The organism is Pseudomonas soli (genome assembly GCF_900110655.1).
In the GTDB taxonomy this organism is placed as follows: domain Bacteria; phylum Pseudomonadota; class Gammaproteobacteria; order Pseudomonadales; family Pseudomonadaceae; genus Aquipseudomonas; species Aquipseudomonas soli.
On record NZ_FOEQ01000002.1, the window covers coordinates 47,145 to 60,762 of the forward strand.

The 13,618-nt window shown below is 54.5% G+C and carries 13 protein-coding genes and 1 tRNA gene; 3 read left to right on the forward strand and 11 right to left on the reverse strand.

The window, feature by feature from the left end; translation table 11 throughout:
- Positions 1-280 precede the first annotated feature (280 nt).
- Positions 281-1,372, forward strand: coding sequence for an HNH endonuclease (locus tag BMY03_RS04760; protein WP_094010403.1), 1,092 nt, complete (start codon positions 281-283; stop codon positions 1,370-1,372).
- A 314-nt stretch (positions 1,373-1,686) separates the two neighbouring features.
- Here BMY03_RS04760 and BMY03_RS04765 read toward each other — a convergent pair whose 3' ends face one another.
- The 11 genes from BMY03_RS04765 to thrS form a co-directional block, all read right to left on the reverse strand.
- Positions 1,687-3,903, reverse strand: a complete 2,217-nt coding sequence (locus BMY03_RS04765) for a DEAD/DEAH box helicase (RefSeq protein ID WP_094010404.1) — start codon at positions 3,901-3,903, stop codon at positions 1,687-1,689.
- Between the two features lie 3 nt (positions 3,904-3,906).
- On the reverse strand, positions 3,907-4,845 hold the full coding sequence (locus BMY03_RS04770; protein WP_094010405.1) for a HamA C-terminal domain-containing protein: 939 nt from the start codon (positions 4,843-4,845) through the stop codon (positions 3,907-3,909).
- 202 nt (positions 4,846-5,047) lie between these two features.
- Positions 5,048-5,124, reverse strand: a tRNA-Pro gene (locus BMY03_RS04775).
- 102 nt (positions 5,125-5,226) lie between these two features.
- Positions 5,227-5,583: a MerR family transcriptional regulator gene (locus BMY03_RS04780; protein ID WP_023629031.1), complete on the reverse strand. Its 357-nt coding sequence runs from the start codon at positions 5,581-5,583 to the stop codon at positions 5,227-5,229.
- Positions 5,564-5,866, reverse strand: coding sequence for an integration host factor subunit alpha (gene ihfA, locus BMY03_RS04785; protein WP_009394049.1), 303 nt, complete (start codon positions 5,864-5,866; stop codon positions 5,564-5,566). The genes BMY03_RS04780 and ihfA overlap by 20 nt, the downstream gene beginning before the upstream one ends.
- 4 nt (positions 5,867-5,870) lie before the next feature.
- Positions 5,871-8,252, reverse strand: coding sequence for a phenylalanine--tRNA ligase subunit beta (gene pheT, locus BMY03_RS04790; RefSeq protein ID WP_094010406.1), 2,382 nt, complete (start codon positions 8,250-8,252; stop codon positions 5,871-5,873).
- Between the two features lie 31 nt (positions 8,253-8,283).
- Positions 8,284-9,300: a phenylalanine--tRNA ligase subunit alpha gene (gene pheS / locus BMY03_RS04795; RefSeq protein ID WP_023629191.1), complete on the reverse strand. Its 1,017-nt coding sequence runs from the start codon at positions 9,298-9,300 to the stop codon at positions 8,284-8,286.
- 111 nt (positions 9,301-9,411) lie between these two features.
- On the reverse strand, positions 9,412-9,768 hold the full coding sequence (rplT, locus tag BMY03_RS04800; RefSeq protein WP_003250671.1) for a 50S ribosomal protein L20: 357 nt from the start codon (positions 9,766-9,768) through the stop codon (positions 9,412-9,414).
- A gap of 27 nt (positions 9,769-9,795) precedes the next feature.
- The gene (rpmI, locus tag BMY03_RS04805; RefSeq protein ID WP_003250667.1) at positions 9,796-9,990 is read right to left on the reverse strand and encodes a 50S ribosomal protein L35; all 195 of its coding nucleotides are present in this window, start codon (positions 9,988-9,990) and stop codon (positions 9,796-9,798) included.
- Positions 9,991-10,053: 63 nt separating this feature from the next.
- Complete coding sequence (infC, locus tag BMY03_RS04810) at positions 10,054-10,605, reverse strand: translation initiation factor IF-3 (RefSeq protein WP_023629190.1); 552 nt, start codon at positions 10,603-10,605, stop codon at positions 10,054-10,056.
- The gene (gene thrS / locus BMY03_RS04815) at positions 10,605-12,527 is read right to left on the reverse strand and encodes a threonine--tRNA ligase (RefSeq protein WP_028691465.1); all 1,923 of its coding nucleotides are present in this window, start codon (positions 12,525-12,527) and stop codon (positions 10,605-10,607) included. The genes infC and thrS overlap by 1 nt, the downstream gene beginning before the upstream one ends.
- A 336-nt stretch (positions 12,528-12,863) precedes the next feature.
- Here thrS and BMY03_RS04820 point away from each other — a divergent pair, with 336 nt between their 5' ends.
- Both BMY03_RS04820 and BMY03_RS04825 read left to right on the forward strand, forming a co-directional pair.
- Positions 12,864-13,166 carry a hypothetical protein gene (locus BMY03_RS04820; RefSeq protein ID WP_094010407.1) on the forward strand — a complete coding sequence of 101 codons (303 nt, stop codon included), beginning with the start codon at positions 12,864-12,866 and terminating at the stop codon, positions 13,164-13,166.
- Positions 13,167-13,329: 163 nt separating this feature from the next.
- A complete protein-coding gene (locus BMY03_RS04825) occupies positions 13,330-13,542 on the forward strand; it encodes a cold-shock protein (RefSeq protein WP_007956027.1) in 213 nt (70 codons plus the stop codon).
- The last annotated feature ends 76 nt before the right edge of the window (positions 13,543-13,618 follow it).

Consider the following 13,618-nt stretch of genomic DNA (forward strand, 5'->3'; position numbering starts at 1 on the left):
AGCGACTTGGCGAGACTAGATGGGTGATGCAGCGGCTGCAACGGGCTGTAAGGGGGTAGAAGTATGTTTCGGAAACGGACTACAGAGAAGAGGGAAAATCCGATTCCGTAGACCTTAGGCACGCCTGCTGCCACAACGAATATGGACCTGGAACGCATACGAACTCTCGCGCGGACGCTACGATCGCAGTGGCGCTTTGCCAGTTTTTCTTGAACCGTTTGATCACTTTGGCGACGATGGGGAAATTTCCTACAAACATCGGCGACAAAGGGCAGCGCACGTGGCGATCAAAGCTGTATCGAAGGAACGTATTGATGAGGCTTTGCTGGAATTTGACCGCGACTTTAGAGGAAGACGAGAGTGGCATGGTTGGGAGACGAACCCTGCCCACCGCTACGCGATTGCTGTAGGGGGTACATCGTACCCAGCAAAGAAAATAGTCTCCTTGGCTACCGGCATCGCAGTTAGCCAATTCCCAGGCGGACACCTCACAAACCGCTATTTAGAAAAGCGTGGATTTTCCATCATCGAGCTGCAGAGCACTGGTCTAGAACCAGTCCTGCAGTTCGAGCCTGGGGCCATTTACGATCGCGTGACTGAAATCAACGGACCATTCGGGGGTAGCCGGCAGAGCGGCATAGCGGCATCCGCTACCCACCCGGCGATTTTCTTGTTTACAGGCGATAGTGGCGAGCAATATGGCTATGCCGACAGTTGGGACAACGGTGCGTTTCTCTACACCGGTGAAGGGAAGCGTGGGCCTATGACATTGAATCGTGGCAACAGAGCTGTCGCTGAGCACGCGGAGACAGGTCGTGCGCTTCATCTGTTCCAATCGCTCGGCAAAGGAAAAGGTAATCGCTATATAGGTGAGTTCTGCTGCGCCGACGTCTTTGAGCGAACCCAGCCGGATGTTGATGGCAAGGATCGTACTGCTCTTGTATTCAGATTGGTGTCTGTGAGCAGTCCAGAGCTGAATATCGAAACTGAGTTGGGGACGGGGGTTGAACTCGAAGATTCGTTAGCTGCTGCTCGGATAGCCGCTCTGGCTGCCTGCAAGCCGGTAACGAATGCAATGGGCCAATCAGCGCAACGCAAAATTTACCAGCGCAGCCGAAAGGTCGCTCATTACGTCCTCATGCGTGCCAAAGGCTTATGTGAAAGCTGTGACAAGCCAGCTCCGTTTTTTAAGAAAGATGGAAGCCCATACCTGGAGCCGCATCATGTAAATCGGCTTTCCGATGGAGGTCTCGACCACCCTCGGTATGTAGGTGCTATCTGCCCATCTTGCCATCGTGAGATTCACTCAGGTGTGCACGGCGTGTCGCTCAATGAGCAGTTGAAACAGCGACTTAATGCAATTGAAGGATAAAATTAATATATAAAATTGACAACGCCGCCTATACCTAGTGATACATCATGACCCTCTAGGGTCGAACACCTAGTTTGGGGCTAGTCAACCCGCCCCTTCCGATCGCTGCCAACGCTCTCTGGATCGTAAAAATAATAAACTCGACTCAAACGCTCTTCCGAGAAATCTTGTACATCTCAGCACACACCTCTTTGCCAGATAAAAATGAAAGGAGAATTTCAATTAATCCTCACATGAAAACATGTTAAGCCCATCATCTACAGAAAAGATTGACGCCCTAGTCCACATGTGATGCCGGGATATCACCAAAAAAATTAACCCTTCAACAAATTTATAATTTTGTCTCGTTCGTAATCTAGAAAATCGGACCTTAAATACAAACGCCGCTCATGAATATATCTGAGAACATTGTCCTCGGGAATATCCTTAGGCACCACCCCTTCTAATTTTTTTGCTGCTGTCGCCGGAACACCGTACTCATCGAGAATAGACAAATTAGACTGTATAAAATCATTTTCAATCTCGGAAGCGTAGTGTGAATAACTTCCAGGCCTAAGACCAGCTTCGCGACAAACAAAATCCTGAATACTACTTACAACACTAAGCCATTTAGGAACCTTATACTGAAACCAATGCTTCAGTATTTGAAAACCATCCCTTATAGAATCATCTAAAATATTCTTCCGCTTTCGCAAGTAATCCTCAGGACTCAGAGAATCTGGATCCAACTTACCAAGATTATAGCTTTGCATATTCCTAATTAAAGAATAAATACTTTTCTGCCTGCCATAATCATACGTCAACTTGGTCAATCTAGCAGCAGACATGGGATTCTTTATTTCCCCTGGCTGCGCCAAAAACTCGCATGCAAGCCCCATAACGAAAAGCAACTGATTGTAGTCAGGGTAAGAACGCCAGCTCAACAAGTCATATTTAGACCTTACATTCTCCCGCAGAAACCTGATCAGATTAACCTGACCTTGGACACTCATGTGATTAGACTTTACGAGCTCACGTACATCCCAATGCAAAGCCATTAGATCTTGGTATTGCTTACTCTCTTTATCCTTAACCTCCGAACCATCTAACTGTATGAGCACCTCGTCAGATATTGGGAGTTGTTCATAGAAAGGAATATCAACAATGGTTTCTTGCTTTTCAGGCACAGGGTTGAAGTTGAATACCACACCACTGTAGTGCTGCATCATTCGCCCCGCACGCCCCTTGATATTTGAATAGTCAAAGTAATCAATAGGCTTATCACCTTTTACATCATCATAAAATACGACATTTTTTGCACTAGTGTTTACCCCCTCAATGATCGTGGAGGTGCAAAACAGAACGTCCAACTGACCACTTTCAAAAAAACCGAGCATGCTATTTGTGATATGTTTTTGCAGCGCCCCATCATGGATCCCAATCCTTGATTTCAATAGATCTATCAACACCCATTCGGAGCCAACATTCAATTCTATCCAAGGAATAATGCTCAGTTCATCCTGCATGAGGGTTCTGCCTGAAAATGCCAAATGTTCCAGGTAAACCCTTGCTAACGACCTAACGCGAGCAGGCGACGAACAATATACAATTGTTTGCTGCCCGTCAAAACTATCCAGCAGCTCAAAAAGGGCCTTTTCTTTTATTTCCTTTTTCTTCCCCCGAGCCCCAAACTGCCCAGGATAATTTTCATATACATTAACACCACTATTTAGAACGAGCTTATAGTTACTTTTAAAAAATATCGACCCATACTTATCATTAAAACCCGGAGAAATACCATCAATATTTGGCCCCAATAAATAAAACTGAGGAGAGAACTTTGTCAACATGTAGTAAAATGCATTATTCAGAGCATCTGAGCGTTCATCCTCACGCCTCGCGCTCAATTTATAAAATTCGTCCATGACGAGCAAATCAATTGCAGCAAAGTATTTATACTCATTAACTCGCTCAGCTGTAAGCAGATAGATATTACCGAGTTGCTCAGACGGCTCTTGAGAAGTCCTCACCACCAGCTTAAACTTATCACTATATTTCGAAAGCTTTCGTCTGGTTTCATCAAGCAAAGCAAGCGTAGGCTGTATAATTACAATGTTCTTATAAATTCCGGAGGCAACAAGCTCTTCGATTATTAAGCTCTTACCAAAGCTCGTGGGTGCACTAACCACGAGATTAGAGCGACGATTGACCAATAAATTGTAAATGTACTTCTGTTCTTCATGGAGCAACCGATTACCACCAGAGACCGCTTGATGGTAAGCCACCCTAATGGAGTGACTTGTGGACGAAGGTGCCAAATTTTCTCGTTGTAAATAAGGGTACAGACCATATGATTCGATAACATCAGCAAGCATCTCATCAAAAGTATTTGGAAACTTCCCACGATTTTCCAAAATTGAAATAGCTAGCTCATTTTCTGGATCTTTTCCATTTCTAAGTAAATCTGCAGCAGCCCTCAAGACATGAAAAGCCTCATCAAAATTCAGCTTGTCGACTGATAAAAGTAATGACAAAAGCCCTGACGAATCCATTCATCAATCTCCTAGGGATTGCATAATACCTAACTTCTGATGCAGCCTCTTAACCAACTCTTTCTTACATTTAACCGGGAGCAAAATTAGAACAATATTGATTTTGGCTTTCCAAGGATGCTTATTCGCATCATGAAACTTGTCCGCAACCTCCTTGGCTTGAGCTACAAGTTGCGCCTTAAAACCCTCGACCTCATCATCATAAAGATCAAAGATATCACAAGAGTATGTGCAAAGCATCGGTATGTAAATATCGGAAAGCTTGTCTTTGAGTCGAGTAGCACTGGCCATCCATTGAGTCCAATACTCTACATCTTCATGGAAAGAGAAGTGCTTTATCTTTTTAGAAATAATAGAAAATTCATCCGCCATGTAGTCTAAGCGAATGTGCTCTTCTAGATCCTTTACAAGTGCAGCAACTCCTTTGAAAGGGTCCATGTAGAGCTTCGACTCTCCCAACCATAAGCTTTTCGTCTCCGGATTAATATGAACCGAATCAAAGCCATGGACAGTATGACCGTAAGAGTCTTTAAAATAGATTTTCGAGAGGAGAGGAATAGTTCCGAAGTTATCACGCAAAATCAAATGAAGTAGAAGCTCCCCAAACTCACCTCTTCGCAAGTACTTATCTTCTAGTTCGTCATCCAAGTGACCGCCAGACAAATAAATATCTTTAACGCGATTGAAATTATCAATTTTATATATTGATTTTGCTGCATCACTTAACGTGACAACCAAATTATTGCTCTGAACTGAGTCTCCCTCATGCATTCCGAAAGCAAATTCATGAACTGCAGAAATCAGAACATTAACGAAATCTTTCCATCTGTACTGCCCATTTTGAGAATCATCAGCAAGATCATAGCCGACAAAAAAACACCGCATACTTTCATTTACAGTGATTTCTTGAATGATGTCTCGTGAGCCAAAATAGCCTGTCATCACGCTTAACCCGCTTCCTTTCTCGCGTTAAGAGGGAACTCCGGATGGACACTAAGATCCATAGAAAGCATACTTCATTGGCAATATCTCATTGCCATCACCGTGGAGCAAGCTTTATTGACTATGGAGTGGCCGGGCTAGAACCATTATTGAAACGAAAAAAGCCCAGTCGTTACCGACTGGGCTTTTTTCGTTTCAATAATGGTCGGGACGGAGTGATTCGAACACTCGACCCCTTGCACCCCATGCAAGTGCGCTACCGGGCTGCGCTACGCCCCGACAAGGCGGCTCTCAATGTTGCCGAGAACGAGAAGAAATGTACCCTAACCTTTTGATTAATGGAAGCTTTTTTTCAAAAAACTTTCCATTCGTCGGCTCTGATCACTTCTTGAGCACCACCAACACATCCTCCAACTCCGCAATCATCTGCCGAATCAGCTGCTTGTACTGGCTGGACTCATCCTTGACCTCATCACTGGAGAGCCGCAGTCGCGCCCCGCCAATGGTAAAGCCCTGGTCATACAGCAAAGCGCGGATCTGGCGGATCATCAGCACATCTTGGCGCTGATAATACCGCCGGTTGCCACGGCGCTTCACCGGGTTGAGCTGCGTGAATTCCTGCTCCCAGTAGCGCAGCACGTGCGGTTTTACCGCACAGAGCTCGCTGACTTCACCGATGGTGAAGTAGCGTTTGCCCGGGATGGGGGGCAGCTCGTCGTTATGGCTTGGTTCCAGCATAGGCCTCTACCCGGGCTTTCAGCTTCTGCCCTGGACGAAAGGTGACGACGCGGCGCGCGGTGATCGGGATCTCTTCCCCTGTTTTGGGGTTGCGGCCCGGCCGCTGGCGTTTGTCGCGAAGGTCGAAGTTGCCGAAACCGGACAACTTGACCTGCTCGTTGTCTTCAAGCGCGTGCCGAATTTCTTCGAAAAACAGCTCGACCAGCTCCTTGGCCTCACGCTTGTTAAGCCCCAGCTCCTCGTACAGCCTTTCGGCCATCTCAGCTTTCGTCAGAGCACCCATGCCGTTATTTCCTTAACGTGGTGTTCAACCTTTGTTCAAGCGAGGTGAGGATGGTTTGCAGGGTTTCATTCACCTCATCGTCGTTAAGAGTGCGCGATGGATGTTGCCAGGTCAAGCCGACCGCCAGGCTTTTTCTATCAGGATCAATGCCTTTACCCTGGTAGACGTCAAACAGCCTGAGGTCTGTGAGCCATTCGCCCGCATTGTCACGAATTACTTCAAGCACCGAGCTAGAAGCTACATCACGTCCTGCGATCAAAGCCAGGTCACGACGGGTTTCCGGGAACTTGGACAGTTCGCTGAACTTCGGCAGGCGGCCTTCGACTACATCGCCGAGCACAAGCTCGAAGACGAACACCGGGCGGTCGAGGCCGAGGGTCTTGGCCAGCTCGGGGTGGATGGCGCCGAGGTAGCCGACTTCCTTGCCGTCGCGCTCGATGCGGGCGGTCTGGCCGGGGTGCAGGGCCGGGTGCTTGCCGGCAGCGAAGGTGAAGTCGCTCAGGGCACCGGAGTAACCCAGCAGGGCTTCCACGTCGGCTTTGACGTCGAAGAAGTCGATGCTGTCGCGGCCGTTGGCCCAGCCTTCCGGCAGGCGGCTGCCAGTGACGACGCCGGCGATCATCGGTTGCTGCTTGAGGTCACCGAGCTGGCCGACGAAGCGCAGGCCGCTTTCGAACAGGCGAACGCGGTCTTGCTGGCGGTTGAGGTTGTGCTGCATGGCCTTGACCAGGCCCGGCCACAACGAGGCGCGCATGGCGGCCATGTCGTTGGAGATCGGGTTGGCCAGCAGCAGCGGCTCGACGCCTGGGGTGAACAGCTCGAACAGTTTCGGGTCGATGAAGCTGTAGGTGATGGCTTCCTGGTAGCCGCGGGCAACCAGCAAGCGGCGCAGGTTCGGCAGCTCGCCACGGGTTTCCGGGCGGGCTTGCGGGGCCAGGCGGGCCTGCGGGTAACGGACCGGCAGGTTGTTGTAGCCGTACAGGCGGGCCAGCTCTTCGATCAGGTCGACTTCCAGGCTGACGTCGAAGCGGTGGCTTGGGACGGTGACGGTCCATTCCCCTGCCCCATTGGCGCTGGTGTTCAGCTCCAGGGCGTTGAGCAGCTGCTCGACCTGGGCGGCTTGCATTTGCATGCCGAGCATCTGGGTGATGCGTTCGTCGCGCAGGGTGATCGGCGCGATGTTCGGCAGGTGCTGCTCGCTCACGGCTTCGACTACAGGGCCTGCTTCGCCGCCGACGATCTCCAGTACCAGGGCGGTGGCGCGCTCCATGGCTTCACGGGCCAGTTGCGAATCCACGCCGCGCTCGTAGCGGTGCGAGGCGTCGGTGTGCAGGCCGTAGGAACGGGCCTTGCCAGCGACGGAAATCGGCTCGAAGAAGGCGCTCTCGAGGAACAGGTCGCGGGTCTTCTCGGTGTTGACGCCGCTGTGCTCGCCACCCATCACGCCGGCAATGGCCAGGGCGCGGGTGTGGTCGGCGATCACCAGGGTGTCGGCGCGCAGGGCAACTTCCTGGCCGTCCAGCAGGACGAGTTTCTCGCCCTCCTCGGCCATGCGCACGCGGATACCGCCGTTGATTTCGGCGAGGTCGAAGGCGTGCATCGGCTGGCCGAGTTCGAGCATCACGTAGTTGGTGATGTCGACGGCGGCGTCGATGCTGCGCACGTCGCTGCGGCGCAGGCGCTCGACCATCCACAGCGGGGTCGGTTTGCTCAGGTCGACGTTGCGGATCACGCGGCCCAGGTAGCGCGGGCAGGCGGCCGGGGCGCTGACTTCGACCGGGCGTACTTCGTCGTGGGCAGCCGGTACGGCTGGCACCACCGGGCGGGTGACCGGCACGTCGTACAGGGCGCTGACGTCACGGGCAAGGCCAGCGATGGACAGGCAGTCGCCGCGGTTCGGGGTCAGGCCGATCTCGATGCTGGCGTCGTCCAGGTTCAGGTACTGACGGATGTCCTGGCCAACCGGGGCGTCGGCGGCCAGTTCCAGCAGGCCGTCGTTCTCTTCGCTGATCTGCAGCTCGGCAGCCGAGCAGAGCATGCCGAAGGATTCGACGCCGCGCAGCTTGGCCTTCTTGATCTTGAAGTCGCCCGGCAGTTCGGCGCCGATCATGGCGAACGGGATCTTGATGCCTGGGCGGGCATTCGGGGCGCCGCAGACCACCTGGAAGGTCTCCGCGCCGTTGCTTACCTGGCACACGCGCAGCTTGTCGGCGTCCGGGTGTTGTTCGGTGGTGAGGATCTCGCCCACCACGATGCCGCTGAACTGGCCGGCAGCGGGGGTCACGCTGTCGACTTCGAGGCCGGCCATGGACAGGCGGGCGACCAGTTCGTCACGGGAGACTTGCGGGTTTACCCAACCGCGCAGCCACTGTTCACTGAATTTCATGCTGTTCTCCTGAAAGTTGCGTCGATTGGGCCTAGCGGAATTGAGCCAAGAACCGCAGGTCGTTGTCGAAGAACAGACGCAAATCGTTGACGCCATAGCGCAGCATGGCCAGGCGCTCGGCGCCCATGCCGAAGGCGAAGCCCTGGTACTCTTCCGGGTCGATGCCGGACATGCGCAGCACGTTCGGGTGGACCATGCCGCAGCCCATCACTTCCAGCCAGCCGGTCTGCTTGCACACGCGGCAGCCCTTGCCGGAACACATCACGCACTGGATGTCGACTTCGGCGCTCGGCTCGGTGAAGGGGAAGAACGACGGGCGGAAGCGCACGGCCAGTTCTTTCTCGAAGAACACCCGCAGGAACTCTTCGATGGTGCCCTTGAGGTCGGCGAAGTTGATGCCGCGATCGACCAGCAGGCCTTCGACCTGGTGGAACATCGGCGAGTGGGTGATATCCGAGTCGCAACGGTACACACGGCCTGGACAGACGATGCGGATCGGCGGCTGGGTGCTTTCCATGGTGCGCACCTGGACCGGCGAGGTGTGGGTGCGCAGCAGCATGTTGGCGTTGAAGTAGAAGGTGTCGTGCATCGCCCGGGCCGGGTGGTGGCCGGGGATGTTGAGCGCTTCGAAGTTGTGGTAGTCGTCTTCGACCTCAGGGCCTTCGGCGATGCCGTAGCCGATGTGGGTGAAGAACTGCTCGATGCGCTCGAGAGTACGGGTGATCGGGTGCAGCCCGCCGGTGGTCTGGCCACGGCCTGGCAGGGTCACGTCGATGCATTCGGCGGCCAGGCGAGCGTTGAGCTCGGCCTCTTCAAAGGCGGCCTTGCGTGCGTTGAGCACGTCGGTGACGCGTTCCTTGGCGTCGTTGATCAGCGCGCCGACCTTGGGGCGCTCTTCGGCTGGCAGGTTGCCCAGGGTCTTCATCACCTGGGTCAGCTCGCCTTTCTTGCCAAGATATTGGACCCGGATCTGTTCCAGGGTAGTGATGTCTTCAGCGCGTTCCACGGCCTCGAGGGCTTGGGCGACCAGCGCGTCCAGGTTTTCCATGTACAGACTCCAGATACGAAAATAGGGGAAGAGCTTTTGAAGGCTCTTCCCCTATCCGATGACGTTTTACACCCGACGGCGCAGGCGCCGCCGGATGATTGTCGTGGGTACTTAAGCCAGTACGGCTTTAGCCTTCTCGACAATCGCAGCAAACGCCGCTTTTTCGTTCACTGCCAGATCAGCCAGAACCTTACGGTCGATTTCGATCGACGCTTTTTTCAGGCCAGCAATCAGACGGCTGTACGACAGACCGTTGGTGCGGGCACCGGCGTTGATACGAGCGATCCACAGTGCGCGGAACTGACGCTTCTTCTGGCGACGGTCGCGGTAGGCGTATTGGCCTGCCTTGATGACCGCTTGCTTGGCAACGCGGAATACGCGCGAGCGTGCACCGTAGTAGCCTTTAGCCAGTTTCAGAATTTTTTTGTGACGCTTACGAGCGATAACGCCGCGCTTAACACGAGCCATGAGTAACTTCCTCTATCTTAACCAGAATTAACGAACGCGCAGCATGCGCTCGACTTTTGCCACGTCAGACGGGTGCAGCAAGCTGGCACCGCGCAGTTGACGCTTACGCTTGGTCGACATTTTGGTCAGGATGTGGCTCTTGAAAGCGTGCTTGTGCTTGAAGCCGGAAGCCGTCTTCAGGAAGCGCTTCGCAGCACCGCTCTTGGTTTTCATTTTTGGCATGTTGGAACTCCGCATTCGAATAAAAATTACACAATAATCATCAGGCCTGCCGTGCCCGGGAGATTACTTCTTCTTTTTGGGGGCGATGACCATCATAAGCTGGCGTCCTTCCATCTTCGGATGCTGCTCAACGGTGCCGTATTCCACGAGGTCAGCTTCGACCCGCTTCAACAGCTCCATGCCCAGCTCCTGGTGGGCCATCTCACGGCCGCGGAATCTCAGAGAGATCTTGGCCTTGTCCCCATCGCTAAGGAAACGTACCAGGTTGCGTAGTTTTACCTGGTAATCCCCTTCTTCCGTCCCTGGACGAAACTTGATTTCTTTGATCTGGATCTGCTTCTGGTTCTTCTTGGCTTCGTTGGCCTGCTTCTTCTTCTCGAAGAGGTGCTTGCCGTAGTCCATCACCTTGCAGACGGGCGGTTGCGCGTCTGCAGAGATTTCCACCAGATCCAGCTTCGCTTCATCAGCGATACGCAGCGCTTCATCAATCGAGACGATGCCAATCTGCTCGCCGTCAGCACCAATTAACCGAACCTCGCGTGCCGAGATATTCTCGTTGATCGGGGCTTTCGGTGCAGTTCGTTTATCGTTTCTCATTTCACGCTTAATAGTCATTACTCCGATTCTTGGCGACCACGCCGGGAAACCGCTTGCGACAGCAGCTCAGCGAACTGCGCGACGGGCATCGAGCCCAGGTCTGCGCCTTCGCGGGTGCGCACAGCGACGGTTTGCGTTTCGACTTCGCGATCCCCTATAACCAAAAGATAAGGGACCCGCAGCAACGTATGCTCGCGGATTTTAAAGCCGATCTTCTCATTTCTCAAGTCCGACTTGGCACGGAATCCGCTACCATTCAGGGCTTTTTCCACCTCGAGGGCGAAATCGGCCTGTTTGTCGGTGATGTTCATGATCACGGCCTGGGTCGGGGCGAGCCAGGCCGGGAACACGCCGGCGTAGTGCTCGATGAGCATGCCGATGAAGCGTTCGAACGAACCGAGGATGGCGCGGTGCAGCATCACCGGGCGCACGCGGCTGTTGTCTTCGGCGATGTAGCTGGCGTCCAGGCGCTCGGGCAGGTTCGGGTCGTACTGCAGGGTACCGCACTGCCAGTTACGGCCCAGGCAGTCGCGCAGGGTGAACTCGATCTTCGGGCCGTAGAAGGCGCCCTCGCCCGGCTGGTATTCCCACTCCAGGCCCGACTCGTTCAGGGCGTCGGCCAGCGCGCCTTCGGCGCGGTCCCACAGCTCTTCGGAGCCCACGCGCTTGGCCGGACGGGTCGACAGCTTCATGGCGACGTCGGTGAAACCGAAGTCCTTGTATACGTCCAGGGTCAGCTTGATGAAGTCGGCGGCTTCCTTCTTCACCTGGTCTTCAGTGCAGAAGATATGCGCGTCGTCCTGCACGAAGCCACGCACGCGCATGATGCCGTGCAGCGCGCCGGAGGGCTCGTTGCGGTGGCAGGCGCCGAACTCGGCCAGGCGCAGCGGCAGGTCGCGGTAGGACTTCAGCCCCTGGTTGAACACCTGCACGTGGCACGGGCAGTTCATCGGTTTTACCGCGTAGTCGCGGTTTTCCGACGAAGTGGTGAACATGTTCTCGGCGTAGTTGGACCAGTGGCCGGAACGCTCCCAGAGGATGCGATCGACTACCTGCGGGGTCTTGATTTCCTGGTAGCCGTTTTCGCGCTGGACCTGGCGCATGTACTGCTCGAGCACCTGGTACACGGTCCAGCCGTTGGCGTGCCAGAACACCATGCCCGGGGCTTCTTCCTGCAGGTGGAACAGGTCGAGCTGCTTGCCGATCTTGCGGTGGTCGCGTTTTTCGGCTTCTTCGATGCGCTGGATATAGGCGGCCAGCTGCTTCTTGTCGGCCCAGGCGGTGCCGTACACGCGTTGCAGCTGCTCGTTCTTGGCATCGCCGCGCCAGTAGGCGCCGCTCAGTTTGGTCAGCTTGAACGCTTTCAGGAAGCGAGTGTTAGGCACGTGCGGGCCACGGCACATGTCGACGTATTCTTCGTGGTAGTACAGGCCCATGGCCTGTTCATCCGGCATGTCCTCGACCAGGCGCAGCTTGTAGTCTTCGCCACGCTGGGTGAACACGTCGATGACTTCGGCGCGCGGGGTCATCTTCTTGACGACGTCGTAGTCCGTGTCGATCAGCTGCTGCATGCGCTTTTCGATGGCGGCGAGGTCGTCCGGGGTGAAGGGACGCTCGTAGGCGATGTCGTAATAGAAGCCTTCGTCGATCACCGGGCCGATCACCATGCGGGCGGTCGGGTACAGCTGCTTCACTGCGTGGCCGATCAGGTGCGCGCACGAGTGACGGATGATCTCCAGTCCCTCTTCATCTTTAGGGGTGATGATCTGCAGGGTGGCGTCGTGGTCGATCTTGTCGCAGGCATCGACGAGCTTGCCGTCGACCTTGCCGGCCAGGGTGGCCTTGGCCAGGCCTGCGCCGATCGAGGCGGCGACTTCGGCTACGGATACCGGCTGGTCGAACGTGCGTTGACTGCCATCGGGAAGAGTAATAACGGGCATGGCGCCTCCTCTCCTAGTGGTGACCCCTACCAAAGGTCACGTGGGTTGGGATGAGCCAGTACAAGATCCGCCCTGCCTTTCCCGCGGGAAAGCCTGCCTCACAGTGGCAGAGACCTTTCGGCCTGCCAGGGACGAACCAGAGTGACTGGAAGGTATAAAAAGAAATGCGCCCGCACAGGGCGTGGTGCAAGGGAGGCATGCTAGCACGGGGCTAGAGCGGCCGGCAGAAATATTTGGAATTTACGCCGTGGAGGTGAACTCTTGCGGAAAATTTCCTATCAGACTTTCTGAAGCAACCTACTCTTGATGAGACCATTAACCAAGGAGTGTCCGGTTATGCGACTTCAGTCCCTTCTGGCTGCCTGCGCCGCGAGCGCCCTGCTGCTGCCCCTGGCTGCCAACGCAGGCGATTTCCCCGCCGGCAAGGAAGCGTCCTATATGGCGCAGTGCCAACAAGTGGCGAGCGGCCAAGGCGTGGATGCGGCAACAGCCAAGAAGCACTGCGAGTGTGGTGCCCAAGCCATCAAGAAGAATTTCAACGATAAGGAGATCGAGGACCTCGACAGCCAGGACGGCGTAGACGCCAAGCTGATGCAGAAGGCTCAGCATGTGGTCCAGGCCAGCTGCAAGCCAAAATAGGCCGGATTTTCCGGCGTTCCGTCGCATCTTTTGCCTTGGATCAACATCCGGCGAAGGTAATAGGCGCTAGATGCGAAGAATTAGACTATAGTGTCGTCGGTGCCACTGAAGCTTAGGCGACACTGCACCCCGATAAAAAATCATGTTTCTGGAGATTCACCCCATGTCCAATCGCCAAACCGGCACCGTCAAGTGGTTCAACGATGAAAAAGGCTTCGGCTTCATCACTCCTCAAGGCGGCGGCGACGACCTGTTCGTACACTTCAAGGCTATCGAAACCGACGGTTTCAAAAGCCTGAAAGAAGGCCAAACTGTTTCCTTCGTTGCCGAAAAAGGCCAGAAGGGCATGCAGGCTGCGCAGGTTCGTCCGGAGTAATTTTCGGATAGCTGCAAAAAAACCCGCCCTTGTGGCGGGTTTTTTATTGGGCGCCTGCCAAGGCAGGCTGGGCCCA